Below are 25588 nucleotides of genomic sequence, written 5' to 3' on the forward strand. Positions count from 1 at the left end.
CTGGTCTAGAAGGTGCCCTCCTGACTCGTGCTGTAGAGGGCGCTCTCCTCTCCCCGGTTCCAGACGGTGCCCTCCGCCTCCTCCCGGTCCACCGTGACGACGATCTTGCCGCGGGTGCGGCCCTCCTGGTTCATGCGGTGCGCGTCCGCCGTCCGCTCCAGCGGGAAGGTCTCCTGGACGTGCACCGAGATCACGCCCCGCTCGGCGAGGTCGGAGAGCCTGCCCAGGTCCTGGGCGTCGGGGCGGACGAAGCAGTAGCGGCCACCGAGGCCCACCACCCCCGGGTCGGCGATCGACGCCAGCCGGCCCTCCGGGGCGAGCAGGTTGGCGGAGGTCTTCAGGGTGTCCCCGCCGACGGTGTCGAAGACGGCCTCCACGCCGTCCGGGGCGAGCGCCCGCACCCGTTCGGCCAGGCCCTCGCCATAGGCCACCGGCTCGCCGCCGAGGCCACGCACATGGTCGTGGTTGCGCTCGCTGGCCGTACCGATGACCCGGGCGCCGAGGTGGGCGGCGATCTGGACGGCGAGGGAGCCGACCCCGCCGGCCGCCGCGTGCACCAGCACGGTCTCGCCGCGCGCCATCTCCAGCGCCCTCACGAGCACCTGATAGGCGGTGAGCCCGGCGAGCGGCAGGCCGGCGGCCTCCTCGAAGGACAGGTTGCGCGGCTTGCGGGCCAGGGTGCGCACGGGCGCGGCGACGTACTCGGCGAAGGTGCCGCGGGAGAGGAAGTCCTCGCGGCAGTAGCCGATGACCTCGTCGCCGACGGCGAACTCCGTGACCGCGGCGCCGGGCTGGACGACCACACCACTGACGTCCCAGCCGGGGATCACCGGGAAGACGGCGTCCAGGACCGCGTCGAGGTATCCCTCGCGGCACTTCCAGTCGACCGGGTTGACGGCCGCGGCACGGACCTTGACCAGCACCTGGTCGGGGCCGACCTTCGGGTCGCGCACCTCGCCGTACTCCAGCACCTCGGGTCCGCCGTAGTGGCGGTAGCTGATGGCCTTCATGCCCTCGACCCTCCGGGGTACTCGTATACTACGCAAGCCGTATGCGTCGATATGCACCGCTTCGCCCCATAGCCTGTCCGTCGCCGACACCCCGTATCCCCGAAGGTGAGCACCATGACCACCCTTCACCAGGAGCACACCGAACACGGCACGCACAGCCACGGTCCGGGCTGCGGGCACAACGCCGTGCCGCACGGCGACCACCTGGACTATGCGCACGACGGCCATCTGCACCGCGAGCACGAGGGTCACTGGGACGAGTGCGAGCCGTCGGGGCACACCGTCCACGAGGGCCATGAGCACGTGCACTACGACGAGTGCGGGCACGCGCAGGTGCCGCACGGCGATCACATCGACTATCTGCACGGCGGCCACCGGCACGCCGAGCACGACGGCCACTGGGACGACCACTGACCAGCAGACCCCGACAGGGCCGACGGCTCCCCGGGCAGCGCTTCGGGGGTCCGTCGGCCTATCGTGGCTCCGGTCACGTTTGACCTCCTGATCGCTCCGCGTACTGGACTACATACCGACCGGTCGGCATCATGAGTCGGGTCCTGTTCACCCGTTCGTAGGAGTGATGTATGAGCGCCGACCACCCGCCCGGACTCGACCTGGACCGGCTGCGCGCCCACCTCGACCGCGAGCGCCCCGGACTGGTGACCGGCCCCCTCACCGGCCGGCTGATCGAGGGCGGACGGTCGAACCTCACCTACGCGCTCTCCGACGGCACCTCGAAGTGGGTCGTACGCCGGCCCCCGCTCGGTCATGTCCTGGCCACCGCGCACGACATGAGGCGCGAGCACCGCGTGATCAGCGCCCTGCACCCGACCCGGGTGCCGGTGCCCCGCCCGGTGCTGCTGTGCGAGGACGAGGAGGTGCTCGGGGCGCCGTTCTACGTCATGGAGTTCGTCGAGGGCACCCCGTACCGCACCGCCCAGCAGCTCGCCCCGCTGGGCCCCGAGCGCACCCGGAACGCCGTGCTGTCCCTGGTGGACACGCTGGTCGAACTGCACGCGGTCGACCCCGCCGCCGTGGGGCTCGCGGACTTCGGCCGCCCCGAGGGCTTCCTGGACCGGCAGCTGCGCCGCTGGGGCAAGCAGCTGGACGCCTCCCGCAACCGCGAACTGGCGGGCATCGACGAACTGCACGCCGCCCTCGGCCGCTCCCTGCCCGCCTCCCCCGCCCCGGCCGTGGTCCACGGCGACTACCGGCTCGACAACGTCCTGATCGGCGACGACGACAGGATCAAGGCCATCCTCGACTGGGAGATGTCGACCCTCGGCGACCCGCTCACCGACCTCGGCCTGCTGGTGATGTACAGCCGGCCGCTGGGCATGGCCGAGTCCCCGGTCTCCACCACGGCCGAGGCTCCGGGGCACCCGTCCCCCGCAGAGCTGATCGAGCGGTACGCCGAGCGCTCGGGACGCGACGTCTCCGGCGTCTCCTGGTACACGGCGTTCGCCTGGTTCAAGCTCGCCGTGATCCTGGAGGGCATCCACTACCGGTACACGCTCGGCCAGACGGTCGGGCGCGGCTTCGACCGGATCGGCGACCTCGTGCCCGTCTTCATCGACCACGGACTGACCACTCTTCAGGAAGGCTGATCCGGACATGGACTTCGCGTTCGACGCGCGCACCGAGGAACTGCGCGCCAGGCTCCTCGCCTTCATGGACGAGTACGTCTACCCCGCCGAAGCGGTCGCCGAGGAGCAGCGGGCCGCGCTCGCCTCCCCGTGGGACACCCCGGCCGTGGTCGAGGAACTCAAGGCCGAGGCCCGCAGGCAGGGCCTGTGGAACCTCTTCCTGCCCGACGCCGAGTACGGCGCGGGACTCACCAACCTCCAGTACGCGCCGCTCGCCGAGATCACCGGCCGCTCCCCGCATCTGGCGCCCACCGCGACCAACTGCGCCGCGCCCGACACCGGGAACATGGAGGTGCTGGCGCAGTTCGGCAACGAGCAGCAGAAGAAGCAGTGGCTGGAGCCGCTGCTGGCCGGTGAGATCCGCTCGGCGTTCGCGATGACCGAGCCGGAGGTGGCCTCCTCGGACGCCACGAACATCACCACGCACATCGAGCGCGACGGCGACGACTATGTCATCACCGGGCGCAAGTGGTACATTTCCGGCGCGATGAACCCGGACTGCAAGATCTTCATCGTGATGGGCAAGACGGACCCGGACGGCGCCGACGTCCGCCGCCAGCAGTCCATGGTCCTGGTCCCGCGCGACACCCCGGGCGTCACCGTCGAGCGCGCCATGCAGGTCTTCGGATACGAGGACCACTCGCACGGCGGCCACGCCGAGGTGATCTTCGACCACGCGCGCGTGCCGGTCACCAACCTCATCGGCGAGGAGGGCGGCGGCTTCGCCATCGCCCAGGCCCGGCTCGGCCCCGGCCGGATCCACCACTGCATGCGGCTGATCGGCATGGCCGAGCGGGCCATCGAGCTGATGTGCCGGCGGGCGGTGTCCCGTACGGCGTTCGGCAAGGCGCTGGCCCAGCAGGGAGTCGTCCAGAACTGGATCGCGGACGCCCGGGTCACCGTCGAGCAGCTGCGGCTGCTGGTGCTGAAGACGGCCTGGCTGATGGACACCGTCGGCAACAAGGGCGCCCACACCGAGATCCAGGCCATCAAGATCGCCACGCCGCGCGCGGTGGTCGGCATCCTGGACCGCGCGATCCAGCTGCACGGCGCGGGCGGGGTGAGCCAGGACTTCCCGCTGGCCGAGCTGTACGCGAGCGCCCGCACCCTGATGCTGGCCGACGGTCCGGACGAGGTGCACCAGCGGTCGCTGGCGCGGCGGGAGTTGAAGAAGTACCTCTAGTAGCCGCCTGAGTAAGGGTGGTCCTCGCGGGCGAGGGTGCGGAGGAACGCCAGGAACCGGTGCAGGAGATGCGGTCTGCGAGTCATGCGTCCAGCGTGGCCCGCAGGCCGTCCACCGGTCCAACAGATGGTTCAGCTGGCGGCCATCTCTACGATAGATGGATGGAGATCCGTCAGCTCCGCCACTTCGTGGCCGTCGTGCACGAAGGCGGCTTCACGGCTGCCGCACGCGCCGAACTCATCGTCCAGTCGGCGCTCAGCACATCCGTCCGCAACCTCGAAAAGGAGCTGGGCGCCGAGCTGTTCGACCGCACGGGCCGCCGCGTCGTCCTCACGGAGGCCGGCCGCGCCCTGCTCCCCCAGGCCCGCGCGCTGCTCGCGGGCGCCGAGGCGGCCCGGGAGGCGGTCGCGGCCGTGGCGGGACTGGCCGCCGGCCGCGTGTCCATCGGTACGATCCAGACCCTGACCTGCGTGGACCTGCCCGCCGAACTCGCCGGCTTCCACCGGGATTTCCCCGGCATCCAGGTGTCCGTACGGGACGCGACGGTGGCCGAGCTGACCGAGGGCCTGCGCGCGGGCGAGCTGGACCTGGCGTATCTCGCGCCGGACGCCCGGGAGCTGCCCGAGGGCCTGCACGCGCACGCCACCTGGCAGGAGGAGCTGGTGCTGATCACCGCGCCGGGGCATCCGCTGGCCGAGGCGGGCCGCACGCTCATCAGGGACCTCGCCGACGAGCCCTTCGTCGACTTCCGTGCGGGAACCGGCCTGGAGACGGCCGTACGGCGCCTCGCCGCACACTGCGGCCTGGACCGCCGTATCACCTGTGACGTCACCCAGATCGGGCTGCTGGTGGACCTCGTCCGGGCCGGGATCGGGGTGGCGTTCGTGCCCCGGGCCATCGGCGAGCGGGCCGGGCTGCCGTGCGTGCGCATACGGCAGCCGGAGCCCGGCCGTACGGTCGTTCTCGCGGGACGCGGCCCACGGCCCCGGAACCCGGCTGCCGCGGCCCTCGTCCGTCACCTCACGGACGCAGCGCCCGCAGGAGCAGGTCGGCGAGGTGGTCGGCGACCTGCTGCCCGGTGAGGGGGCCGTCCGGGCGGTACCAGGTGGACAGGTGGTGGACGGAGCCGAAGTGGTAGTCCACCACCAGGTCGGCCGGGGTCGCCGTGGAGAAGACGCCCGCCTTCTGGCCCTCCTCGATCAGCGCGCGGAACCGTTCGTGGTAGCGCCGGCGCTCGGCGCGCACCTGCTTGTTCTTCTCCGGGCTGAGGTGGTGCATGGACCGGAAGAAGATCATCGCGTCGTCGAGGTTGTCGATCGTGGTGACGACCACGTCCGCCGCGGCGGCTCTGAGCCGCTCCTCCACCGGCGCGTCCATGCCGGCGAAGTGGTCGAGCCGCTCCTGCTGGATGCGCAGCACGCGCGCGTACACCTCGTGCAGGAGGTCGTCCTTGGAGCCGAAGTAGTGGTACAGCGCCCCCTTGGTGACGCCGGCCGCCTCCACGATCTCCTGCACGGAGGTGCGGTCGTAACCCTGCTCGGCGAAGAGCCGCGTGGCGGCGGCCAGCAGCCGCTGCGGAACGGGCGTACCGTCTCCGTCCGTCGTCCTGGGCACTGCCGCCACCTGCCTTTCCGTGATGCTTACCGAATGTCCTGCGTGCGGGAACGCAGTTCCCGACGGAGGATCTTCCCACTGGCCGTCTTGGGCAAGTCGGGCAGGATCTCCACCTGACGCGGGTATTTGTAGGCGGCCAGTCTCTCCTTGCAGTACACCGCGAGTTCCTCCGGGGCCGCCTCCGCGCCCGGACGCAGGCTGATGTAGGCCTTCACGGTCTCGCCGCGGTAGCCGTCGGGGACACCGACGACGGCCGCCTCGCGCACCGCGGGGTGGGTGTACAGCACGTCCTCGACCTCGCGGGGCCACACCTTGAAGCCGGACGCGTTGATCATGTCCTTCTTGCGGTCGACGACGTACAGCCAGCCCTGGGCGTCCATGAAGCCGATGTCGCCGGTGCGCAGCTCGCCGTCCGGGAAGGACTCGGCCGTGGCGTCCGGGCGCCGCCAGTAGCCGGGGACCACCTGGGGCCCGCGTACGACGATCTCGCCCTGCTCCCCGAAGGGCACCTCCGCGCCCTGCTCGTCCACGATCCTGACGACCGTGTCGGCGCCGGGCAGGCCCACCGACAGCGTCCCGGAGACGGGGTCCACGGGGGCCTCCAGGCCGGGCGGGACCGAGGCGCAGGGGGCGGTGCACTCGGTCAGTCCGTAGCCGACGCGTATGTACGGCCCGAAGCGCTCGCGGAACTTCTCCACCAGGGCCGGGGGCACGGGGGCGCCGCCGGAGGAGATGTTCACGAAGGAGGCGAAGTGCTCGCGGGTGGCGTCCGGGTGGGCGGCCAGCGCCATGAACGCGGTGGACGGCCCGACCGTGTAGTGCGGGTGGTGCTCGGCGAAGGCCTCCAGGACGAGGCCGGGCTCGAAGCGGTAGGCGAGCACCAGGGTGCCGGCACTGTTCAGGCAGGCACCGAACTGGCAGACCATGCCGGTGATGTGGAACAGCGGCGCGAGCGCGTGGTAGACGGGCGCCTCGGGCAGCGCGAGCCCGGTCCGCTGCCGCTCGGCGTTGTGCATGATGTTGCCGTGCGTGTTGGTGGCGCCCTTGGGGGTGCCGCTGGTGCCGGAGGTGTAGCTGATCAGCGCGATGTCGTCCGGGCGCGGGTCACGGCCCTCGGGCGCCTTGCCGCCCTGCCGGGCGATGGCCACGAGGTCGTCGGTGTCCGGCGCCTGGGGCAGCCGCTCGAAACCGAGCACGCGCGCGTCGTTGCGGGTTTGGAAGTCCAACTCGCTCGCGGTGAGCACGATCCGCACCGGCGAGCCTGCGGCGGTCTGCCCGAGGTACGACTCCCAGGCCCGGTCGGAGCAGACCAGCGCGGCCACCTCGCCGTCCCGCAGGATGTGGCCCATCTCGGCCGACTTGTACATCGGGTTGACCGGGACGACGGTCGCGCCGGCCTTCCAGGCGCCGAGGACGGCGAGCACGAAGTGCGGGGAGTTCTGCAGCAGCACCGCCACCCGGTCACCGCGCTCCAGCCCGCGCGCGGCGAGGTGGGCGGCGACGGAGTCGCTCAGCTCGTCCACCTCGCGATAGCTCAGCCGGGCGTCGAAGTAGGCGAGGAAGGTGCGCTCGGGCGCCTCCGCCACGGCCGCCCGCAGGGCGTGCACCAGCGAGTCGGCGGGGTCGATCGGGCCGCGCTGGGCTTCGTCGAGCAGGGCCAGCCAGGGCCGTGCGGCGTACCGGGAGGCCGTCACCGGGCCTCCTCCCACTTGCGCTGGATGTGGTTCATGCCGCTCAGCCAGCGATCCGGATCGGTGGCACGCGCCTGGTAGTACTCGGCCACCTCGGGGTGCGGCAGGATCAGGAAGCGGTCCTCGGCGATGCCCCGGAACAGGGCGTCGGCGACGGCCTCCGGTTCGATCGCGGTCGGCTGCAGCACCAGGTCCCCGGCGCTGCCGGTGGCGGCCAGCATGTCCGTCCGCACACCCTGCGGGCAGATCGCGTGCACCTTCAGACCCCGGTGGCGGTACGTCAGCGACAGCCACTCGGCGAAGGCGTAGGCGCCGTGCTTGGTGACGCTGTACGAGGGCGCGCCGATCATGGTGAGGAGCCCGGCGGCGGACACGGTGGACACGAACCGCCCGGCGCCCCGCTCCAGCCAGGACGGCAGCAGCTCGTGGGCGGCGCGGACGTGCGCCATCACATTGACGTCCCAGGCGACCGCCCACGACTTCTCGTCGAGCGGCCCGCCCGCGCCGCCGTCCTCGAAGGCGACACCGGCGTTCGCGCAGTAGACGTCGACGGTGCCGCCGAGCGCGTCACGGGCGTCACCGACGATCGCGGAGGCGTCTCCCGGCACGGCGATCCCGCCGATCTCCCCGGCCACCGCCTTGGCCTTCTCGCCGTCCAGGTCGTTCACGACGACCCGGGCCCCCTCGGCGGCGAACCGCCGGGCCAACGCGGCTCCGATCCCCCCGCCGGCCCCGGTGACGACCACTCCCGCATCCTGCACGGCTTCCACCATCGGTCTCCTTCGACACGACTCAGCGCGGCGCGCATCGGCTCTGGTCGGATCAGACTAACCGGTCGGTATGTGTGAAGGAAGGGCCACCGCACCAACCTCTAGCCATGCATCTGTCTCGACGGAACTTGCTCGCCTCGGCCTCGTTGGCGGCCCTGCCGGCCGCCCCCGGACACCCCGAAGAACTGCGCACCGGCTTCGAGAGACTCGCAGCCGACGGCTACGCCCTGCTCAAGGGCCGGCGCGTCGGCATCGTCACCAACCCCACCGGCGTCACCCGCGACGTCCGGCACATCGTCGACGTCATGCACGCCGACCCCCGTGTGAATCTGACGGCGGTCTTCGGCCCGGAGCACGGCTTCCGCGGCACCGCCCAGGCCGGCGGCTCCGAGGGCCGCTACGACGACCCGGCGACGGGACTGCCGGTCTACGACACGTACCTGAAGAGCGGACAGCCGCTCGCCGACGTCTTCACCGCCTCAGGCGTCGACACCGTCGTCTTCGACATCCAGGACGTCGGCGCCCGCTTCTACACCTACATCTGGACCCTCTACGACTGCATGGAGGCCGCGCAGCTCGCGGGCAAACGGTTCGTCGTCCTCGACCGGCCCAATCCGGTGACCGGCCGTGAGGCCCAAGGCCCCGTCCTGCACAAGGAGTTCGCCACGTTCGTCGGCCGGCAGCCGATCGCCCAGGCGCACGGGATGACCGTGGCGGAGCTGGCGCGGCTGTTCAACGGGGAGTTCCTGAGCAGGCCGGTCGCGCTGGACACGGTACTGATGACGGGCTGGAAGCGAACCCGGTTCTACGACGCCTCCGGGCTGCCGTGGGTGCCGCCGAGCCCGAACATGCCGACCCCGGACACCGCTCTCGTCTACTCCGGCACCTGCATGTTCGAGGGCACCAACGTCTCCGAGGGCCGGGGCACGACCAGGCCGTTCGAACTGCTCGGCGCCGAGGGCGTCGACGGCCGCTGGGCCGCCGCGGCGAACGAACTCGCGCTGCCCGGTGTCCGGTTCAGGGAGGCGTACTTCGCGCCCACCTTCTCCAAGTTCCAGGGCAAGACGGTCGGCGGGGTGCAGATCCATGTGCACGACCGGGCCGCCTACGACCCCATCCGCACCGGCATCGCGCTGCTGGTGACCGTCCGGAAGGTCTGGGACGGCTTCGCCTGGCGGTCGGACAACTGGATCGACAAGCTCACCGGCTCCACCCGGGTGCGCACGATGATCGACGCGGGGGCCGGCACGGACGGGGTGGTCGGCGCCTGGCAGGAGGAGCTGGCCGCCTTCCGGCGGGTGCGAAAGGAATATCTCCTCTACAGGTGAGGCGCCGTGTATGGCCAACCCCGCCCCCGAGCAGGACGATGCGTCCGCAGCACATCGTTGCGCATCGTTTCAGGCGGGACGAGGGAGCCTGGCATGGCGGATCCCGGGATGAGTGTGTCTCCCTACTGGGAGCTGACCTTCGACGCGGACGGGGACGTGGACGGCCCCGAACGCGACCATCTGATGACGCAGGTCACGGAGCACGGCGTCCGTGACCTGCTCGTCTTCGCGCACGGCTGGAACAACGACCGATCCGGAGCGACCGCGCTGTACCGGCGTTTCTTCGCACCGGTCCCGGGGCTCGCGCCACGGGCCCGGCTCGGGTACGTCGGCGTGATCTGGCCGTCGATGCGGTTCAGCGACGAGCCGATCCCGGACTTCCCGGCGTCGGTGGCGGCCGTGGCGGATCGGACCGCACCGGGTCCGGCGCTGGACAAGGACACCCGGCGCGCCCTGCTGGAGACCTTCCCGGGGCGGGCTCCGGTGATCGACCAGCTGGCCCGGATGCTGGACGAACGGCCCGGCGGGGACGCGGGACCGACCGAGTTCGGGCGGCTGGTACGACTGCTGGTGGACGAGGGGCAGCGGCAGGGCGCGGCCGACACCGACGAGGAGGGCGAGCCCACGGTGTTCACCGAGGACCCGGCCGCCGCCTGCGAGGAGTTCGCCGAGGCGCTGGCCGCCGTCGGATCGCCCGGCGCACCGGCCGGGTTCGGCATCCCCAACCCCTGGGACGGCGCCAAGGAACTGCTGCGGCAGGCGACGTACTACACGATGAAGCGGCGGGCCGGGACGGTGGGCGAGCACGGGCTCGGGCCGGTGATCGGGCAGTTGGCGCACGCGGCGCCCGGGGTGCGGGTGCATCTGGTCGGGCACAGCTTCGGCGGGCGACTGGTGTCGTTCGCGCTCGCCGGGCTGCCGGACTCGGTGGGCACGGTGAAGTCCGTGACCCTCCTGCAAGGCGCCTTCTCGCACTACGCGTTCGCGGACCGGCTGCCGCAGGACCCGGGCAAGGCGGGGGCGCTCAAGGGCCGGCAGCGGCGCGTCGACGGCCCGCTGGTGTGCTGCTACTCGCACTTCGACGCCGCGCTCGGCACGTTCTATCCGCTGGCCTCCCGGCTGGCCGGGGACGACCGCTCGTGTGCGGGCAGCGAGATCGCGGCCGTGCTGGGGCCGCAGTGGGGGGCCATGGGGCACGACGGGGTGCAGGCGGTACCGGGCACCGCCCGGCTGGACCTCGCGTCGGCCCTCGCCGGAGCGCTGCCCGCGTCGGGGTGCGTGAACGTCGACGCGGCCGCGGTCGTCTGCCGCGGCGGCCCGCCGTCCGGGGCGCACAGCGACATCGTGCATCCGGAACTGGCACGGCTGGTGCTGGCGGCGGGCCGCATCACGTGACCCGCTGCCGACGGCCGTGGGCTCGCGGCGCCGGCCGACAGCCGTTTGCCGACGCCGCGAGCCCACACCTGGTCACCGGTGCGACGTGTACTCCACCACCTGCTGGAACGTCGGCCGGTTCTGCCAGCTGATCTTGCCGTGCTTGATGCCGCCCAGGGTGCGCTGGACGATCGAGTCGGCGCACCACTGGTCGCCGGCCGAGCACTGGTCGTCGCCCGGGTAGACCTGCGCGGCGGTCATCCCGGCCGCCTGGTCGAGGGTGCCGATCAGGGCGTTCCGGCAGGCGCCGAGGCTGCCACCGCCGCAGTACTTCTCGGCGAGCCCGCCCTGCACGTTCTCCCCGAGCACCGCCCGGATGTCCTTGTCGACATAGCTCCACCAGCCGTACTGGAAGGAGCTTCCGGCGTGCGAGCCGGTCGGGCCGTGTCCGGCGGACGGGGCCTCGTCCACGGGGATGGCGTTGGTGATCGCGCCGTACAGATCGCTGCCGAGGCCCGGTTCGAACTCCGCCTTGACCAGCAGCGGCCACCAGGCGTCCAGGATGCGGATCGCGTCGGCGTCGGCGTAGGTCTTCGAACCGGCCGACGTCTCCGTTCGCCTGGCGCCCGCGCTCACCCACGCCTGCAGCCTGCTCACCGCCGCGGCGGCCGTGGGGTCGGTCACCGGCGAGGAGTTGATCACCTTGAGCAGCTTCGGCAGCACGTCCTCGGCACGCAGGTCGGCGAGGGCCGCGTCCGCCATGGCCTGCACCAGCTTCGTGCGGGTCACCCCGCCCGCCGCGACCAGCTTCTTCACCCGGTCCTGAAGCAGGTTGCCCCGGTGCACGGACCCGTCGCCCCAGGAGGAGGTCGTGTAGTCCTTGGCCTGCTTGTTGTTCCAGGAGATGTAGTAGTCCTGGTCGACGGAGTTGGGGTGGGCGGAGGCCGGGGTGTAGTCGGCCGTGTTGGTGGCCGGGTCCCAGTTCCGCCACTCGTACGCCGGCTGCGCCCAGACCGGGAACTCGGCGTCGACGCCGGACGCCCGGACCGGGTTGTCACCGCTGTTGTAGTACGCGGTGTGCTGGGAGTCGGCGTAGAACCAGTTGAAGGTGTAGTTGATGTGCTGGGCCGCGCTCTGGAAGTCCTTGGGGCCCTTGACGTAGCCGGGGTCGTTCAGCATCTGGAAGCCGATGATCGAGTCGGCCTCGTGCAGATACGAGGACCGCAGTGTGGTGTAGGCGACCTTCTTGCCGCCGACGGTCGCGCGGTACTCCACCGGGCCGTACTTCGTCCGCCACACCCGCATGGTGTACGACCCGGCCGGCGTGCCGTCGGCCGTGGTCGGCGACCAGGAGTTCTTCTGCTCGACCTTGTCCATGGCCGTACAGGTGCCGTGGTACAGGTAGTGGTAGTCGTCCTGGCACAGTTCGACGGCGTAGGTGTCGATGATGTCCTGGCCGGAGGTGGTCGCGCTCCAGGAGTAGTCCTGGCCGCGGCCGAGTTCGACGTACATGCTCAGGCCCGCGAAGGAGGCGCCGCGGGCGCTGATGCCCGGGCCCTGGATCTCCTGGAGCATGAGCAGCTGCGGGGCGAAGTAGCCGGTCTGCGGTCCGAAGACGGCGATCGGGTGACCGCTCGCGGTGTACTTGCCGCTGACCACGAGCGCGTTGGACATCCCGCGCCTGGCGGAGCCGAGCGTGGTCTTGGCGGCGCCGGCGGAGGTGCTCCGGGCGGCCGCGGTGGCCGCGCTGCCCGTACGGTCGTAGACCAGCGGTTCCTGGGTGACCGAGCCGGCGTCGGGGAGGGCCTCGCCCTGGGCGTCGGCGGGCTTGGTGCCGTACGGGAAGCTCGTGCCGTCGTGGACGGTGAGGACGGCCTCGGGGTCGTTGCGCTCGCGGAAGGACTCCCAGACCCTGGTGCCCTCCTCGACGCCGTACTTCTGCTGGGCGGCGAGCAGGGAGAGGGCGTTGTCGACCTCGCCACCGCCGCCGGAGCCGAACAGCGAGCCGATCACGGAGGCCAGCGCCACGAGGTCGGTGACCTTGAAGTGCTCGATGGTGCCGGCGTTGGTGATCGGGTCCTTGTGGCCGGTCAGGTCGTACTCGCCGGGGAAGTAACGGCCGCTGTCGGAGGCGTCGATGTAGGCGTTGACGCCGTCGAGGTAGGCCTTGACGTCGGCGAGGGCCTGCTGACCGCGGGCGCCGCTCTTCGCGACGGCGTCGTCGATCTGCGCCTGCAGGTCGGCCTCGGTGTAGGGCGCGTTGCGGTAGAACTCCTGCTCCAGGCCCTGGTTGGCGGCGGCGCCGCCGGCGAAGGAGGTCAACTGGCCGCGGCCGACGTGGCGGAAGACGTCCATCAGCCACAGCCGGTCCTCGGCGGCCGCGTAACCGGCGCCGTACTCGGTGCCGTAGCGGGTGGAGCCTGTGATGTGCGGCACACCGGTCTTCTTGTCCCGGACGATCGTCACGTCGCCGCGACCGCCGGGCTTCTCGGTGGAGGCGACCTGGTCGGACGGGACGCCGAAGGAGGCGTCGTTGAAGAAGTCGTCGATGGTGGAGTCGGTCAGGCCCGAGTAGCCGGAGGCCAGGCCCGCGTACGGGCCGAGCTGGTCCTCGGCGTGCGAGGGCTGGGTGCCGAAAGCCTGGTTGAGCAGGATCTGGGCGAGCGTGGCGTTGCCGTTCTCGCCGGGCGGCAGGATGTCCGAGCACTGGCCGCCGCAGTAGTCGTTCGAGGCGGTGGCGGCGGCCGCGGTCTGGGTGAGGGGGGAGAGAAGTCCGGCGACGAGAACGCATATCGACGCCGTCTTCAGGAACCCGGCGAAGCGGCGGGACGTTCTCAGTCTGTCAAGGGTGGTACGTGGGGTTCGCCGTGGCATGGCAGCTCCTAGCGACAGAGGTGGCCGAACGTTACCGCCGGTATCCCCAGCTTTAAAGATGAACATGCGTCACTTTCCGGAGTACGCAAGCAGGACCACGAGAAGAGATGGAGCCGAATCGCCTGTCGATACGTCTATTCGGCGACGTCCGTGCGACGACGCCGAAGTGACCGAAGTACAGGTGCAGGTGTGACGGAGGTGCAGGGCGATGGCCGGTTTCCGGAGTCTGGCGAGACAGGTACGCGATCCGGGCTGCGATCTGGCGCTGCGGCGGTACTCAATGCGCAAGTGCCTTGAGAAGTTCGCCCCTTACGGGCATCGGGCGACCTGGGACCATCTGTGCTCCCGGGCGGGCTTCGGCCCCGAGGACCGCTCCCCCGACCCGGCGCGGCTCGTGGCCGCACTGGAGGAGCTGGAGGAGGCGCGGTCCGTCTGGCTCGCCTACGAGACCGACTTCACCGAGCGGCGCAGGAAGGAGAAGCACGACGGGCTGCGCCGGCCGGGCAGCGTGGACGACTGGCACCGGCTGACCTGGGGAGGCTTCGGGGTCGCCTGGTGCGACGACCCGCGGCTCCACCCCGACGAGCCGCTGGCCGAGGTGCTGCGCCGGCTGATCGCCGCCCTGGAGCGGGAACCGGGCTCGGGCTGCCCGGTGTGCGGCGGGCACCGCCTGGTCTGGCGGTACGGCCTGGACCACGAGCCGTCGTCCGGCCCGGTCTGCACGGACTGCGGCATCCTCGTGCCGCGTCCTGTGCTCACGCCGCGGGCGCTGGAGTTCGCCCGCCGGGGGGCACTGCTGATGTCGGCCTGAGCGGCGGCATCGCGACGGGGGGCTTTCTTGGGGGCGTGCAGGGGATGCCGCGCCCCCTGCCGTGCGGCGAGCGCGGAGAGCGCGGCCGTTGTCGGTGGTGGCTGTCACCATCGGGGCATGGTGCAGGTGTGTCTCAACGGAAGCCGTTCGGCCGCTGCCGGCGCGGGGCTGCCGATGTCGCCCGAGGAGATGGCCCGTTCCGCGGCGAAGGCCGTGGCGGCCGGGGCCACCTCGGTCCATGTCCACCCGAAGACGCCGTGCGGGCACGACAGCCTCTCCCCACGCGTCCTCGCCCCGACCCTGGAGGCGATACGGGCGCGGGTGCGGGTGCCGGTCGGCGTGACCACCGGCGCCTGGGCGGAGCCCGATCCGGCGGCGAGACTCGCCCGGGTGCGCGGCTGGTCCGTGCCGCCCGACTTCGCGTCGGTCAACTGGCATGAGCCGGGCGCCGAAGCGGTCGCCGAGCAGCTCCTCGCCATGGGCGTGGGCGTCGAGGCGGGCATCTGGTCCGGCACCGACGGCGCGGCCCGGTTCGCGGCCTCTTCTCTCGGGCCGAGGGTGCTGCGCGTGCTGGCGGAGGTGACCGACCCGGACCCGGCGACGGCCGAGGCCTCGGCGCGGGCCCTGCTGGCCGAGCTGGGCACCGCCCACGGCCGCCCGGTGCTCCTGCACGGCGAGGAGGGCGGCACCTGGCCGGTGCTGCGGCTGGCCGGACGGCTGGGCCTCGCCACCCGGATCGGCCTGGAGGACACCCTGTTCCTGCCGGACGGTCGACGCGCCGCGGGGAACGCTCAGTTGGTCGCGGAGGCACTGGTCCAGTACGGGTCGTTCCAGCGCTCCCCGTAGGGCAGCCCGACGAGCCGGGCACGGATCGCCGGATCCGGCTCTCCCAGGGCGCGCAGCCGCTGCGGGGCGTGCCGGGCGAGCCAGGACTGGAGTTCGGCGACGGCGGCGGCCTGGTCCTCGGGCTCCCACCAGGTGAACGGCCAGTCATCGGTGACGAGTTCGTACAGCCAGGAGCGGGCACAGGCGGCGAGGTGGGCGTCGGCGGCCGGACCGGGCTGCCACCGGTCGAGCAGCGGCGTCATCGTGCGCAGGATCGAGGCGCAGGTCTCGAAGACGTGCTCGGCGCTGTACGGCGGCTCGGGCGACGCGAGCACCTCCTGCCACCAGGCGAGCGTGAACGCCTCGACGGCCGTGGCCTGCTCGGCCGGCCAGGACCGCCAGTCCACCCGGCTCAGCCCGTGCGGCGCCCAGCCGACATCGTCCAGTGTGCCGTCCACCATCGCGTGCGCGCACTGGGGCAGCAGGCGCCGCATCACGGCGGCGTGGTCCTCGAAGTGGTCCGGCACCTTGCGGACGAAGCGGCTCAGCAGGTCGGCCGGGAGACGGGTGTAGGGCGTGCGCAGGTACGCCGTCTCCTCCGGCGCGAAACAGCGCTCGCAGCCGGTCTCGGCGGGGCTGGAGAAGCCGTTGAAGACGGTGTCGATGTCCGCGAGGGCGGCGGCGAGGGCGGGCGTGGGCATGGGAGTGGGCTCCCGTCGGTACTCCGCGCGCGGCGTCGCCGCCGGCCGGAGATCGCGACGCTACCAGCCGCTAATCCGCTGGCTCCAGCCATTTCCGCTCCGGAGAGTGGGACGCGATGAAACACGTCTGAGGGCCTCAACGCGCCCGTTCACCCCAGGAGTTGCGATGTCGACGCTGCGCGTCACCGCCGAAGTGCTGACCGTCCACGAGCATCCGAACGCCGACGCGCTGGAGCTGGCCCAGGTGGGTCTGTACCGGGCCGTCGTCGCCAAGGGTGCGTACCGCACCGGTGAGGCCGCCGTCTACATCCCCGAGCAGTCCGTGCTCCCGCCCGAGCTGATCGAGGAGCTGGGTCTGACCGGACGGCTGGCGGGCGGCGAGGCCAACCGGGTCAAGGCGGTGCGGCTGCGCGGCGAGCTGTCGCAGGGCATCGTGTGCCGGCCGAAGGCGCTGGCGGACGTCGATCTGGCGCGGGCGGCCGCCGAGGGGACGGACTTCGCCGGGCGGCTGGGCATCACCAAGTGGGTGCCGCCGATCCCGCCGACCATGAGCGGCGAGGTGGAGTCCGCTCCTCACCTGCTGCCCTGGGTCGGCATCGAGAACATCCAGCGTTACCCGGACATCTTCACCCCGGGTGAGCCGGTCGTCCTGACCGAGAAGCTCCACGGCTCGGCCTGCCTGCTGACGTACGTCGCCGACGAGGGGCGGGTGTTCGTGTCCTCCAAGGGCTTCGGCGCCAAGTCGCTGGCTCTGAGGGAGGATCCGCGCAACCTGTACTGGCGGGCGGTCCGGGGACACGGCGTCGCGGAGGCGGCGGCCCGGCTGGCCGAACGGCTCGGTGCACGCCGGGTCGGCGTCTTCGGTGAGGTGTACGGCGCCGGGGTGCAGGACCTGTCGTACGGCGCCGACGGGCGGCGGGACACGCTGGGGTACGCGGCGTTCGACGTCTCGGCGGACGTGGCCGGCACCGTGCGCTGGCTGGACGCGGCGGAACTGCTGGAAGGAGAGCTGCCGGTGGTGCCTCGGCTGTACGCGGGGCCGTACGACATCGACCGGGTGCTGGAGTTCGCGAGCGGCCGGGAGACGGTGTCCGGGCGGGGGCTGCATCTGCGGGAGGGCGTGGTGATACGGCCCGCCGTGGAGCGGTACAGCACGGTGACGGGGGGCCGGGCGATCGCCAAGGCGGTGAGCCCGGCGTATCTGACGCGCAAGGGCGGCACCGAGTACGAGTGACCGGTCGCCCGGCGCCGTGGCCGGGCGCCGGGTCTCAGCGCCCCTCCGCGAACAGCCGCGACCCCGTCAGCCGCTCGCCGAACACGTCGTCCGGGTTGGACAGGACGCAGGTCTCCAGGGACAGACACCCGCAGCCGATGCAGTCGGTGAGGTGGTCGCGCAGACGGTTCACCTGCCTGATGCGTTCGTCGAGCTCCGACCGCCACTTCTCCGACAGCCGCGCCCAGTCCTCCCGGGTCGGCGTCCGCTCCTCGGGCAGCTCGGCCAGGGCGTCCCGGATCGTGGACAGCGGGATGCCGACCCGCTGCGCGGCCCGTACGAAGGCGACCCGGCGCAGGGTGTCGCGGCTGTACCGGCGCTGGTTGCCGGGCGTGCGGCGGCTGCTGATCAGGCCCTTGGACTCGTAGAAGTGCAGGGCGGAGACGGCGGCGCCGCTGCGCGCGGACAACTGGCCGACGGTCAGCTCGTGGATCTTCTCGGGGATCTGGGGCACCCCGCAGAGCCTAGTCGCCCGGCGAAGGCCGCGATCCGTTGACAGGCGCCCCTCACCCGACCATGCTAAGCAGTTGCTTAGAGACGTGAGCGGTACGCGAGCGAGAGGCCGGAACCATGGCAGAACCGAGGACCTTCACCTCCCCCGACGAGCTGAGGGCGGCCGTCGGCGAGCAGCTGGGGTACACCGACTGGCTGGAGGTCGACCAGAAGCGCATCGACCTGTTCGCCGAGGCCACCGGCGACCACCAGTGGATCCACGTGGACCCGGAGAAGGCCGCCGCGGGCCCCTTCGGGACGACTATCGCCCACGGCTATCTCACGCTCTCCCTGCTCCCGCTCTTCGGCCCGCAGCTGATCCGGGTCGAGGGCGTGAAGATGGGCGTGAACTACGGCACCAACAAGGTCCGCTTCCCCTCCCCCGTCCCCGTCGGCTCCAGGCTGCGCGCCACCGCGACGATCAGCGGCGTCGAGGACGTCACCGGCGGGGTGCAGGTGACGGTCGCCTTCACCGTGGAGCGCGAGGGCGGCGACAAGCCGGTGTGCGTCGCGGAGTCGGTGTCCCGGTACTACCTGTGACCCGGCGGGCGCCCTACCCGGCGCCCACCATCCGCAGCACGAGGTCGGCGTAGAGCGCGCCGACCTCCTCGGGGGTGAACGGGCCGTCCACGTTGAACCAGCGGGCCACGTCGATGCACAGCGACAGCACGGCGAGGGTGGTGCCCTGCACGTCCAGCACGTCGAACTCGCCCGAGGCCACGCCGTCCTCGATGATCCCGCGCACCTCGGCGTCGACCTGGCGGCGCAGGGCGACGATCTCGGCGCGGGCCTCGGGGCCGAGGGCGTCGAGTTCGTACTGCACGACCCGGGCGGTGGTGCGCCGCCCCGCGTGCCAGCGGACGAAGGAGCCGACCGCGTCGGCCAGCCGCTCGGCGGCGGTGCCCTCCCGCTGCGCGGCCGTGCGCAGGATGTCGAGGGCCTTGTCGTGGCCGATGCGGCTGATCCGGTGGAGCAGCTCTTCCTTGGTCTTGTAGTGGATGTAGAGCGCGGCCGGGCTCATGCCGGCGCGGCCCGCGATGTCGCGGGTGGTCGTGGCGTGGTACCCGCGCTCGGCGAAGGCCTCCACGGCGGCGACGAGCAGCCGCCGGGCCGCGTCCGGGGTGACCTCTTCCCACGGCTCCACTTCGCCGCCGGTCGTCTCCTCCGCCGTACTCATCGCTCGCTCGCCCCTCTCGGTGACAGGAGCACCACCATACCGCCGTCGGTGAGCGAGCGCTTAGTGCGCCTGTTCAGATCTTCTCGAAGGGGTCGTGCTCGGCGAGGAGCTTCTCCAGGCGCGCCTGGTCCACGCGGCTGACGATCCGCCCCGCCTCCTGGCGGTCCCGGATCACCTTGGCGAGGGTGAAGGCGGACGTGACGAGATACAGGACCGCGATCGCGAGGAAGGCCCGGACCCAGGCGTTGGTGTCCAGCTGGTAGATGCCGACGGCCGTGGCCGCCATGGCGATGGAGAAGGAGGCGACGGCCTGCCCGTAGAAGGCGGCCGTGCTCTGCTGCTTGACCGGTGTCTCACTCATGGAGAAGAGCATCGGCGGACGTGGTCCGCGCCACATCCGCCGAAGTACTCAGGCGCGTACTCAGACGCTCAGAACGCCGAAACCCCGGTCAGGGAACGGCCGATGAGCAGCTTCTGGATCTGGCTGGTGCCCTCGTAGAGGGTCATCACGCGGGCGTCGCGCAGGAGTTTGCCGGCCGGGTACTCGTCGATGTAGCCGTACCCGCCGAAGACCTGCAGGGCGTTGTTGGCGGCGCGTACGGCGGCCTCGGAGGCGAACAGCTTGGCCTTGGAGGACTCGACGGCGAACGGCTGCCCGCGGTCGATCAGATCGGCGACGCGCCAGGTGAGCAGCCGGGCGGCGTCCACGTCGACGGCGATGTCGCTGATCAGCTCCTGCACCAGCTGGTGGTGGGCGATCGGCCTGCCGAACTGCTCGCGCTCACCGGCGTACCGCACCGCCGCGTCCAGCGCGGCCTGGGCGATGCCGACGCAGCCCGCGGCCACCGACATCCGCCCCTTGGCCAGCGCGGACATGGCCACGGAGAAGCCCTTTCCCTCCTCGCCGAGCATCGCCGACGCGGGCACCCGCACGTCCTGAAGGACCAGCTCGGCGGTGGCCTGTCCGCGCAGGCCGAGCTTGCCGTGGATGGTGCGGCGGGTCAGGCCGGGGGTGTCGGTGGGCACCAGGAAGGCGGAGACGCCCTTGTGGCCGGGGGCGTCGGTGGAGCGGGCGAACAGCAGGACGACGTCGGCCCAGGTGCCGTTGGTGATGAACATCTTGGCGCCGTTGATGACGTAGTCGTCGCCGTCGCGCACGGCGCGGGTGGTGAGGTTGCCCGCGTCGGAGCCGGTGCCGGGCTCGGTGAGTCCGAAGCAGCCGACGTACTCGCCCGCGGTCAGCCCCGGCAGCCAGCGCCGCTTCTGCTCCTCGTCGCCCCAGGCGGCGATCGTCTTGGCGACGAGCCCCAGGGACACGGACACGATCCCGCGCACGGAGGAGTCGCCGCGCCCCAGCTCCTCGGTGACCAGGCAGTACGCGAGATGGTCGCCACCGGAGCCGCCGTACTCCTCGTCGATGGTCAGCCCCAGGAAGCCGACCCCGCCGAGCTTCTTCACGATCCCCCGGTCGACCTCCTCGGCCCGGTCCCATGCCACGACATGCGGGGCTATCTCGCGCTCCACGAAGTCCCGGGCGAGCTGCCGTACGGCGGCCTGCTCCTCGCCCAGCTCCAGGTTCACCACGCGATCACCCCACAGAGAAAGGATCCATCGAACGGATCTTGAAAGCCGTACATTTAAATTAGCACTGCTAGTTTACGGCCGCAGCCCTACTATGTGCGCCATGGCCCGACCGCGCAAGCCCCTGCTCAGCACCGACCGGATCGTCGAGACGGCCCGGGACCTCGTGGACCGGGAGGGCCTGGCGACCGTCTCCACCCGCCGGCTCGCCGCCGAACTGGGCGTGAGCGGGCCCTCGCTCTACAACCACTTCCGCACCAAGGACGAGATCCTGGAGGCGGTCGCCGACTCGGTGAGCGGTCTTGTCGATCTGTCGATGTTCGAGGACGGCCGGAACTGGCGGACCGCGCTGCACGACTGGGCCGTCTCCTACCGGGCCGCCCTGCGCGACCACCCGAACATCGTCCCGGTGCTGGCGCGGGGCCCCGGGCGCCGCCCGGCCGCGCTGCGCCTGGCCGACGCCGTGTACGGCGCGATGGTCGAAGCCGGCTGGCCGCCGGCCCAGGCGACCTCCATCGGCGCGCTGATGCGGTACTTCATCATGGGTTCCGCGCTCGGTTCGTTCGCCGGGGGCTTCGTGGACGACGCGAGCGCGTACGACCCCGCCGACTATCCCCACCTCGGCCAGGCCCATCTGCTCGCCGAGCAGCAGGAGAAGATCGACGAGCGGGCCTTCGAGACCGGCCTGACGGCACTGCTGGACGGGCTGGCGCAGCAGTACGAGCAGATACGGCAGCAGGCGCGGCAGGGCGTGCAGCGATAATTCGGTGGGGGCCGAAGTGTCCGTGCCCCATCCTGGACGGCATGACCGCCAAGGATCCGCAGGCGGCCGGCCTGGCCGCGCTCGCCTCCCTGATCGCCGACGACACCCGGGCCGCGTGTCTGCTCGCGCTGCTCGACGGGCGGGCCTGGACGGCCGGTGAGCTGGCCCGGCGCGCGGGCGTCGCCGCGTCGACGCTCAGCGAGCACCTGGGCAAGCTGGTGGCCGGCGGCCTGCTCGCGGAGGAACGGCAGGGGCGTCACCGGTATGTGCGACTGGCCGACGCCCGGGTGGCGGCACTGGTCGAGGATCTCGCCGCGCAGGTGCCTCCGGCGGCCGTACGGCGGCCTCCTCGCACCCTGCGTGAGTCGAGTGCCGGGTCGGCCATGGCTCGGGGGCGTACCTGTTACGACCATCTCGCGGGGCGGCTCGGGATCGCGGTCACGGACGCGCTGACCCTGCGGGGGTTGCTGCGGCAGGACACCGGGTTCGCGCTCACGGACGCGGGCGTGGAGTGGTTCCGCGCGACGGGGATCGCCCTGGAGGTCTCGGGCCGGCGTCCGCTCGCCCGGGCGTGCCTGGACTGGACCGAGCGGCGGCCCCATCTCGCGGGGGCGGCGGGGGCCGCGCTGTGCCGGCATGCGCTGGACGCGGGGTGGTGCGTGCGGATCGGGTCGGAGCGGGCGGTGAAGGTGACTCCGTCGGGGGAGCGGGAGTTGGCGTCCCTGCTGGGCATCTCGCGGGAAGAGCTGTGCTGAGCGCGGCCCCGGCGCACTGTCCGATTTCCGCCAGCCCGGACAACGATCGATACCTAGCCTCGGGAGCATGATGAACGCCGCCCCACGCCACCACCTGCTGCCCGCCGGAGCAGCCGCAGTCACCGTCGTGCTCTGGGCGTCGGCCTTCGTGGCGATCCGCAGTGCGGGACAGGAGTACTCCCCCGGCGCGCTGGCCCTGGGGCGGCTGGCGTCGGGGGCCCTCGCGCTGGGGGTCATCTGGGCCATACGCCGGGAAGGGCTGCCGCCCAGGGCGGCCTGGCGCGGGATCCTGCTCTCCGGGCTGCTGTGGTTCGGCTTCTACATGGTCGCCCTGAACTGGGGCGAGCAGCAGGTGGACGCCGGTACCGCCGCCCTCGTCGTGAACGTCGGTCCGCTGCTGATCGCCCTGCTCGGCGCCCGGCTGCTCGGTGACCCGATGCCGCCGCGGCTGCTGGCCGGGATGGCGGTGTCGTTCGCGGGCGCGGTGACCGTGGGGCTGTCGTTGTCGGGCGGCGGCCGCAACTCGGTCCTCGGCGTGCTGCTGTGCCTGCTCGCCGCCGTGGCCTACGCCTCCGGTGTCGTCGCGCAGAAGCCGGCCCTGGGACACGCCAGTGCCCTGCAGGTCACGACGTTCGGGTGCCTGGTCGGCGCCGTGGCCTGTCTGCCGTTCGCCGGACAGCTGGCGCACGAGGTCGCCCACGCGCCCGCGCCGGCGACCCTGAACATGGTCTACCTGGGCGTCTTCCCGACCGCCCTCGCCTTCACGACCTGGGCCTACGCCCTGGCCCGCACGACCGCCAGCCGGATGGGCGTGACGACGTACGCCGTGCCCGCGCTGGTGGTGCTGATGTCGTGGCTGGCGCTCGGCGAGGTACCGGGCGTGCTCACGCTGGGCGGTGGTGTGCTGTGTCTCGCGGGCGTGGCGGTGTCGCGGTCCCGGACGCGTGGTGGCCGGACGGTCCGGGTCGCGGCCGGTGAGGAGCCGCGACCCGAGAAGGTCACCTGAGCCGCCGTACCGGCCGGCTGCGCGCGACCGGCGTCAGAACACCACCAGCGCCCGGCCGCCCTTGCCCGCGAGCATGTTCTCGAAGGCGGCCGGGATGCCCTCCAGGGCGATCCGTTCCGTCACCAGCGCCGAGAGGTCCAGGCGGCCCTCCCGTACGTGCCCGGCGAGCACCGGCACATCGCGGGCGGGGTCCGTGTTGCCGTAGACGCAGCCGGACAGGGTGCGGCCCCAGTGGAAGATCTCCAGGGCGTTGAAGGTGACCTCCTGGTCCTTGCCGCCGATGCCGACGACCGTCGTGCGGCCGCCCCGGCGGGTGGAGTCCCAGGCCGCGCGGATCGACATGGCGCGGCCCACGCACTCCACCGAGACGTCCACGCCCTGCTTGCCGGTGAGGGCCCGGATCTCCCGGGGAGTGTTCTCGGAGGCGAGGACGTAGTCCGTGGCGCCGGCCGCGCGGGCCAGCTCCTCCTTCTCCGGGGACACGTCGACGGCGATGATCCGGGACGCGCCCGCGATGCGGGCCGACTGGAGGGTGGCGAGGCCGACCCCGCCCGCGCCGAAGACGGCCACCGTCTCGCCCGGGCGGACCTTCGCCGAGTGGTGGACGGCGCCGTAGCCGGTGAGGACGGCGCAGCCGAGGAGGGCGGCGTCCACCAGCGGCACGCCCTCCGGCAGGGGCAGCACGCAGGACGCGGAGACGACCGTCTCCTCGGCGAACGCGGCCACGTTCAGACCGGGGTGCAGGTCGGTGCCGTCGGTGGTGCGGGCGTAGACGTCGGCGGCGCCGTTCAGGGCGTTGGCGCACAGCCAGACCTCACCGAGCGCGCAGGTGTGACAACTCCCGCAGGAAGGCGCCCAGTTGAGGACGACGGGGTCGCCCTCGGCGACATGGGTGACGCCCTCGCCCACGGCCACGACCGTGCCGGCGCCCTCGTGGCCGAGGACGGCCGGGACCGGGACGCGCATGGTGCCGTTGGACAGGGACAGGTCGGAGTGGCAGACACCGGCGGCGGCGAGGCGGACCCGGACCTGTCCGGGGCCCGGATCGGGCAGGTCGATGCCGGTGATCTCCAGGGGCGCGCCGATGGCGGGCAGGACGGCGGCTCGTACGGCCATGACTCGCGTACTTCCTTAGAACTGGAGGGACTTGGTCTGGAGGTACTCGGTGAGTCCGTGCGCGCCGAGTTCCCGGCCGACTCCGGACTGCTTGTAGCCGCCGAAGGGGGCAAGGGGGTTGAACCGGCCGCCGTTGATGTCCACCTGGCCGGTGTCCATGCGCCGGGCGAAGGCCACCGCCTCGGCGTCGTCACCGGCCCAGACGGCGCCGGCGAGGCCGTACACCGTGCCGTTGGCGATGCGCAGGGCGTCCTCCTCGTCCTCGTAGCGCAGGATGGACAGGACCGGGCCGAAGATCTCCTCCTGGGCGACGGTCATGTCCTCGGTCACGTCGGCGAAGACCGTGGGGCTGATGAAGTAGCCCTTGTCACGCGGGGATTCGGGGCCGCCGGCGACCAGGCGGGCGCCCTCGGCGATGCCCTTCTCGATGTAGCCGCGCACCCGCGACCGCTGCTTGGCGTTGACCACGGGGCCGATGCGGTCGCCGTACTTGGCGGCGGCCGCGGCGGCCAGCTCGACGGCCTCGTCGTACCGGTCGCGGTGGACCAGCATGCGGGTCCAGGCGCTGCACGTCTGGCCGGAGTTGGACATCACGTTGGCGACGCCGACGTTCACCGCCTTGGCGAGGTCGGCGCTCGGCAGGATGACGTTGGCGGACTTGCCGCCGAGTTCGAGGGCCACCTTCTTGACGGCCGCGCCCGCCACCGCGCCGATCCGCCGGCCGACGGCCGTGGAGCCGGTGAAGGAGACCAGGTCCACGCCCGGGTGCTCGGCGAGCGCCTGGCCGGCGACCGGGCCGAGGCCGGTGACCAGGTTGAACACACCCGCCGGCACGCCCGCCTCGTGGACGGCCTCGGCGAACAGCTGGGCGGTGAGCGGGGTGTCCTCGGCGGGCTTGAGGACCACCGTGCAGCCCGCGGCGAGCGCCGGGGCCACCTTGGCGACGATCTGGTGCAGGGGGTAGTTCCAGGGGGTGATCGCGGCGACCACGCCGATCGGCTCGTGCAGGACCGTGGAGTTGCCGACCTTCTCCTCGAAGGAGTGGGTCGCGGCCAGCTCGGCGTAGGAGCCGGCGACCGCGATCGGCACGGCCGCGTGCACGGCCTGGGAGAACGGCAGCGGGGCGCCCAGTTCGGCGGTGACCGTCTCGGCGATCTCGTCCTTGCGGGCCACGAGGACGTCGCGGAGGGCGGTGAGCCGCGCGGCGCGCTCGGCCGGCGGCGTCGCGGCCCAGTCGGGCAGCGCGGCTCGGGCCGCGCGTACGGCGCTGTCGACGTCCAGGGCGCCGCCCGCCGGGACCCTGGCGATGACCTGCTCGTCGGCCGGGTTCACGACCTCGATGACATCCGGGCTCTCGGCGGGGCGCCAGGCGCCGTCGATGTACAGGCCGTCGTGTGCCTTCATGGTGCTTCCTCCCGGCGGGTCTGCGTCGTCCGGGCACACAAACTAGCGACGTTAGTTTTTTGGCGCCAGACGTACCCGGACATCATCGCCGGGGGGGGCCGCCCCCCACCCCCCCCCCCGCCCCCCCCCGCGGTAGGCGGGGGGGGGGGGAACACGGCCCCCGGGGGGGGGTGTTATATTCAGGAGGGGGGGCC

The 25588-nt window shown here is 72.0% G+C and carries 25 protein-coding genes; 13 read left to right on the forward strand and 12 right to left on the reverse strand.

Translation table 11 applies throughout. The features are described from left to right. Positions 1-5 precede the first annotated feature (5 nt). Entirely contained in the window at positions 6-1010 is a 1005-nt protein-coding gene (locus ACIBJF_RS01755) for an NADP-dependent oxidoreductase (RefSeq protein ID WP_399171654.1), read from the reverse strand. 114 nt (positions 1011-1124) lie between these two features. Here ACIBJF_RS01755 and ACIBJF_RS01760 point away from each other — a divergent pair, with 114 nt between their 5' ends. The 4 genes from ACIBJF_RS01760 (at position 1125) to ACIBJF_RS01775 (ending at position 4921) form a co-directional block, all read left to right on the forward strand. Beyond that, positions 1125-1424: a hypothetical protein gene (locus ACIBJF_RS01760; RefSeq protein ID WP_399171655.1), complete on the forward strand. Its 300-nt coding sequence runs from the start codon at positions 1125-1127 to the stop codon at positions 1422-1424. A gap of 170 nt (positions 1425-1594) precedes the next feature. Then, positions 1595-2617 (forward strand): phosphotransferase family protein, encoded by a 1023-nt coding sequence (locus ACIBJF_RS01765; RefSeq protein WP_399171657.1) that lies wholly within the window; start codon positions 1595-1597, stop codon positions 2615-2617. A gap of 7 nt (positions 2618-2624) precedes the next feature. After that, a complete protein-coding gene (locus tag ACIBJF_RS01770) occupies positions 2625-3839 on the forward strand; it encodes an acyl-CoA dehydrogenase (RefSeq protein WP_399171659.1) in 1215 nt (404 codons plus the stop codon). Positions 3840-4000: 161 nt separating this feature from the next. Beyond that, positions 4001-4921 carry a LysR family transcriptional regulator gene (locus tag ACIBJF_RS01775; protein ID WP_399171660.1) on the forward strand — a complete coding sequence of 307 codons (921 nt, stop codon included), beginning with the start codon at positions 4001-4003 and terminating at the stop codon, positions 4919-4921. Here the strand turns inward: ACIBJF_RS01775 and ACIBJF_RS01780 are convergent. From ACIBJF_RS01780 to ACIBJF_RS01790, 3 genes are read right to left on the reverse strand one after another with little or no spacing between them, the layout of a single operon-like run. Continuing rightward, positions 4860-5453 carry a TetR/AcrR family transcriptional regulator gene (locus ACIBJF_RS01780; protein ID WP_351804102.1) on the reverse strand — a complete coding sequence of 198 codons (594 nt, stop codon included), beginning with the start codon at positions 5451-5453 and terminating at the stop codon, positions 4860-4862. The two genes, ACIBJF_RS01775 and ACIBJF_RS01780, sit on opposite strands and share 62 nt — an antisense overlap. A 26-nt stretch (positions 5454-5479) precedes the next feature. Next, positions 5480-7147 (reverse strand): class I adenylate-forming enzyme family protein, encoded by a 1668-nt coding sequence (locus ACIBJF_RS01785; RefSeq protein WP_399171661.1) that lies wholly within the window; start codon positions 7145-7147, stop codon positions 5480-5482. Then, positions 7144-7917 carry an SDR family oxidoreductase gene (locus tag ACIBJF_RS01790; protein ID WP_399171662.1) on the reverse strand — a complete coding sequence of 258 codons (774 nt, stop codon included), beginning with the start codon at positions 7915-7917 and terminating at the stop codon, positions 7144-7146. The genes ACIBJF_RS01785 and ACIBJF_RS01790 overlap by 4 nt, the downstream gene beginning before the upstream one ends. Positions 7918-8021: 104 nt before the next feature. Between ACIBJF_RS01790 and ACIBJF_RS01795 the strand changes: the two genes are divergently transcribed. Together ACIBJF_RS01795 and ACIBJF_RS01800 are read left to right on the forward strand one after the other, a co-directional pair. Beyond that, complete coding sequence (locus ACIBJF_RS01795) at positions 8022-9242, forward strand: exo-beta-N-acetylmuramidase NamZ domain-containing protein (protein WP_399171663.1); 1221 nt, start codon at positions 8022-8024, stop codon at positions 9240-9242. Between the two features lie 93 nt (positions 9243-9335). Continuing rightward, on the forward strand, positions 9336-10637 hold the full coding sequence (locus ACIBJF_RS01800; protein WP_399171664.1) for a serine-threonine protein kinase: 1302 nt from the start codon (positions 9336-9338) through the stop codon (positions 10635-10637). Positions 10638-10709: 72 nt separating this feature from the next. Here ACIBJF_RS01800 and ACIBJF_RS01805 read toward each other — a convergent pair whose 3' ends face one another. Next, complete coding sequence (locus ACIBJF_RS01805; protein ID WP_399171665.1) at positions 10710-13490, reverse strand: penicillin acylase family protein; 2781 nt, start codon at positions 13488-13490, stop codon at positions 10710-10712. A 208-nt stretch (positions 13491-13698) separates the two neighbouring features. Here ACIBJF_RS01805 and ACIBJF_RS01810 point away from each other — a divergent pair, with 208 nt between their 5' ends. Further along, entirely contained in the window at positions 13699-14301 is a 603-nt protein-coding gene (locus ACIBJF_RS01810) for a hypothetical protein (RefSeq protein WP_399171666.1), read from the forward strand. A gap of 117 nt (positions 14302-14418) precedes the next feature. After that, the gene (locus ACIBJF_RS01815) at positions 14419-15147 is read left to right on the forward strand and encodes a 3-keto-5-aminohexanoate cleavage protein (RefSeq protein ID WP_399171667.1); all 729 of its coding nucleotides are present in this window, start codon (positions 14419-14421) and stop codon (positions 15145-15147) included. Here ACIBJF_RS01815 and ACIBJF_RS01820 read toward each other — a convergent pair. After that, positions 15093-15827, reverse strand: coding sequence for a hypothetical protein (locus tag ACIBJF_RS01820; RefSeq protein ID WP_399171668.1), 735 nt, complete (start codon positions 15825-15827; stop codon positions 15093-15095). The two genes, ACIBJF_RS01815 and ACIBJF_RS01820, sit on opposite strands and share 55 nt — an antisense overlap. Before the next feature lie 166 nt (positions 15828-15993). Here ACIBJF_RS01820 and ACIBJF_RS01825 point away from each other — a divergent pair, with 166 nt between their 5' ends. Beyond that, complete coding sequence (locus ACIBJF_RS01825; protein ID WP_399171669.1) at positions 15994-17061, forward strand: RNA ligase (ATP); 1068 nt, start codon at positions 15994-15996, stop codon at positions 17059-17061. A 34-nt stretch (positions 17062-17095) separates the two neighbouring features. On the opposite strand, the gene soxR is transcribed toward ACIBJF_RS01825, so the two are convergent. Next, the gene (soxR, locus tag ACIBJF_RS01830) at positions 17096-17554 is read right to left on the reverse strand and encodes a redox-sensitive transcriptional activator SoxR (RefSeq protein ID WP_399171670.1); all 459 of its coding nucleotides are present in this window, start codon (positions 17552-17554) and stop codon (positions 17096-17098) included. A gap of 116 nt (positions 17555-17670) precedes the next feature. Here soxR and ACIBJF_RS01835 point away from each other — a divergent pair, with 116 nt between their 5' ends. Continuing rightward, positions 17671-18132 (forward strand): MaoC family dehydratase, encoded by a 462-nt coding sequence (locus tag ACIBJF_RS01835; RefSeq protein ID WP_351804079.1) that lies wholly within the window; start codon positions 17671-17673, stop codon positions 18130-18132. Between the two features lie 13 nt (positions 18133-18145). Here ACIBJF_RS01835 and ACIBJF_RS01840 read toward each other — a convergent pair whose 3' ends face one another. The 3 genes from ACIBJF_RS01840 to ACIBJF_RS01850 all read right to left on the reverse strand — a co-directional run bounded on the left by ACIBJF_RS01840 (position 18146) and on the right by ACIBJF_RS01850 (position 20350). Then, on the reverse strand, positions 18146-18769 hold the full coding sequence (locus tag ACIBJF_RS01840) for a TetR/AcrR family transcriptional regulator (protein ID WP_399171671.1): 624 nt from the start codon (positions 18767-18769) through the stop codon (positions 18146-18148). A gap of 73 nt (positions 18770-18842) precedes the next feature. Beyond that, positions 18843-19130 (reverse strand): YiaA/YiaB family inner membrane protein, encoded by a 288-nt coding sequence (locus ACIBJF_RS01845; RefSeq protein WP_351804076.1) that lies wholly within the window; start codon positions 19128-19130, stop codon positions 18843-18845. Between the two features lie 68 nt (positions 19131-19198). Beyond that, positions 19199-20350 (reverse strand): acyl-CoA dehydrogenase family protein, encoded by a 1152-nt coding sequence (locus ACIBJF_RS01850; RefSeq protein ID WP_399171787.1) that lies wholly within the window; start codon positions 20348-20350, stop codon positions 19199-19201. Positions 20351-20453: 103 nt separating this feature from the next. Here ACIBJF_RS01850 and ACIBJF_RS01855 point away from each other — a divergent pair, with 103 nt between their 5' ends. The 3 genes from ACIBJF_RS01855 to ACIBJF_RS01865 all read left to right on the forward strand — a co-directional run bounded on the left by ACIBJF_RS01855 (position 20454) and on the right by ACIBJF_RS01865 (position 22874). Beyond that, a complete protein-coding gene (locus ACIBJF_RS01855) occupies positions 20454-21113 on the forward strand; it encodes a TetR/AcrR family transcriptional regulator (protein ID WP_399171672.1) in 660 nt (219 codons plus the stop codon). Between the two features lie 41 nt (positions 21114-21154). Continuing rightward, entirely contained in the window at positions 21155-21868 is a 714-nt protein-coding gene (locus ACIBJF_RS01860) for an ArsR/SmtB family transcription factor (RefSeq protein ID WP_399171673.1), read from the forward strand. A 67-nt stretch (positions 21869-21935) separates the two neighbouring features. Continuing rightward, positions 21936-22874: a DMT family transporter gene (locus tag ACIBJF_RS01865; RefSeq protein WP_399171674.1), complete on the forward strand. Its 939-nt coding sequence runs from the start codon at positions 21936-21938 to the stop codon at positions 22872-22874. Positions 22875-22907: 33 nt separating this feature from the next. Here the strand turns inward: ACIBJF_RS01865 and ACIBJF_RS01870 are convergent, their stop codons facing one another. Further along, positions 22908-23990 (reverse strand): Zn-dependent alcohol dehydrogenase, encoded by a 1083-nt coding sequence (locus ACIBJF_RS01870; protein WP_399171675.1) that lies wholly within the window; start codon positions 23988-23990, stop codon positions 22908-22910. 15 nt (positions 23991-24005) lie between these two features. Further along, positions 24006-25394, reverse strand: a complete 1389-nt coding sequence (locus tag ACIBJF_RS01875) for an aldehyde dehydrogenase family protein (RefSeq protein WP_399171676.1) — start codon at positions 25392-25394, stop codon at positions 24006-24008. Between the last annotated feature and the right edge of the window lie 194 nt (positions 25395-25588).

This window comes from Streptomyces sp. NPDC050743 (assembly GCF_044456925.1).
Classification (GTDB): Bacteria; Actinomycetota; Actinomycetes; order Streptomycetales; family Streptomycetaceae; genus Streptomyces.

Excerpts from the sequence above, each read along its gene's own strand:
- ACIBJF_RS01755 (WP_399171654.1), bottom strand. The coding sequence starts at position 1,010 with ATGAAGGCCATCAGCTACCGCCACTACGGCGGACCCGAGGTGCTGGAG.
- ACIBJF_RS01760 (WP_399171655.1), top strand. The coding sequence starts at position 1,125 with ATGACCACCCTTCACCAGGAGCACACCGAACACGGCACGCACAGCCAC.
- ACIBJF_RS01765 (WP_399171657.1), top strand. The coding sequence starts at position 1,595 with ATGAGCGCCGACCACCCGCCCGGACTCGACCTGGACCGGCTGCGCGCC.
- ACIBJF_RS01770 (WP_399171659.1), top strand. The coding sequence starts at position 2,625 with ATGGACTTCGCGTTCGACGCGCGCACCGAGGAACTGCGCGCCAGGCTC.
- ACIBJF_RS01775 (WP_399171660.1), top strand. The coding sequence starts at position 4,001 with ATGGAGATCCGTCAGCTCCGCCACTTCGTGGCCGTCGTGCACGAAGGC.
- ACIBJF_RS01790 (WP_399171662.1), bottom strand. The coding sequence starts at position 7,917 with ATGGTGGAAGCCGTGCAGGATGCGGGAGTGGTCGTCACCGGGGCCGGC.
- ACIBJF_RS01795 (WP_399171663.1), top strand. The coding sequence starts at position 8,022 with ATGCATCTGTCTCGACGGAACTTGCTCGCCTCGGCCTCGTTGGCGGCC.
- ACIBJF_RS01800 (WP_399171664.1), top strand. The coding sequence starts at position 9,336 with ATGGCGGATCCCGGGATGAGTGTGTCTCCCTACTGGGAGCTGACCTTC.
- ACIBJF_RS01805 (WP_399171665.1), bottom strand. The coding sequence starts at position 13,490 with ATGCCACGGCGAACCCCACGTACCACCCTTGACAGACTGAGAACGTCC.
- ACIBJF_RS01810 (WP_399171666.1), top strand. The coding sequence starts at position 13,699 with ATGGCCGGTTTCCGGAGTCTGGCGAGACAGGTACGCGATCCGGGCTGC.
- ACIBJF_RS01815 (WP_399171667.1), top strand. The coding sequence starts at position 14,419 with ATGGTGCAGGTGTGTCTCAACGGAAGCCGTTCGGCCGCTGCCGGCGCG.
- ACIBJF_RS01820 (WP_399171668.1), bottom strand. The coding sequence starts at position 15,827 with ATGCCCACGCCCGCCCTCGCCGCCGCCCTCGCGGACATCGACACCGTC.
- ACIBJF_RS01825 (WP_399171669.1), top strand. The coding sequence starts at position 15,994 with ATGTCGACGCTGCGCGTCACCGCCGAAGTGCTGACCGTCCACGAGCAT.
- ACIBJF_RS01835 (WP_351804079.1), top strand. The coding sequence starts at position 17,671 with ATGGCAGAACCGAGGACCTTCACCTCCCCCGACGAGCTGAGGGCGGCC.
- ACIBJF_RS01840 (WP_399171671.1), bottom strand. The coding sequence starts at position 18,769 with ATGAGTACGGCGGAGGAGACGACCGGCGGCGAAGTGGAGCCGTGGGAA.
- ACIBJF_RS01845 (WP_351804076.1), bottom strand. The coding sequence starts at position 19,130 with ATGAGTGAGACACCGGTCAAGCAGCAGAGCACGGCCGCCTTCTACGGG.
- ACIBJF_RS01855 (WP_399171672.1), top strand. The coding sequence starts at position 20,454 with ATGGCCCGACCGCGCAAGCCCCTGCTCAGCACCGACCGGATCGTCGAG.
- ACIBJF_RS01860 (WP_399171673.1), top strand. The coding sequence starts at position 21,155 with ATGACCGCCAAGGATCCGCAGGCGGCCGGCCTGGCCGCGCTCGCCTCC.
- ACIBJF_RS01865 (WP_399171674.1), top strand. The coding sequence starts at position 21,936 with ATGATGAACGCCGCCCCACGCCACCACCTGCTGCCCGCCGGAGCAGCC.
- ACIBJF_RS01870 (WP_399171675.1), bottom strand. The coding sequence starts at position 23,990 with ATGGCCGTACGAGCCGCCGTCCTGCCCGCCATCGGCGCGCCCCTGGAG.
- ACIBJF_RS01875 (WP_399171676.1), bottom strand. The coding sequence starts at position 25,394 with ATGAAGGCACACGACGGCCTGTACATCGACGGCGCCTGGCGCCCCGCC.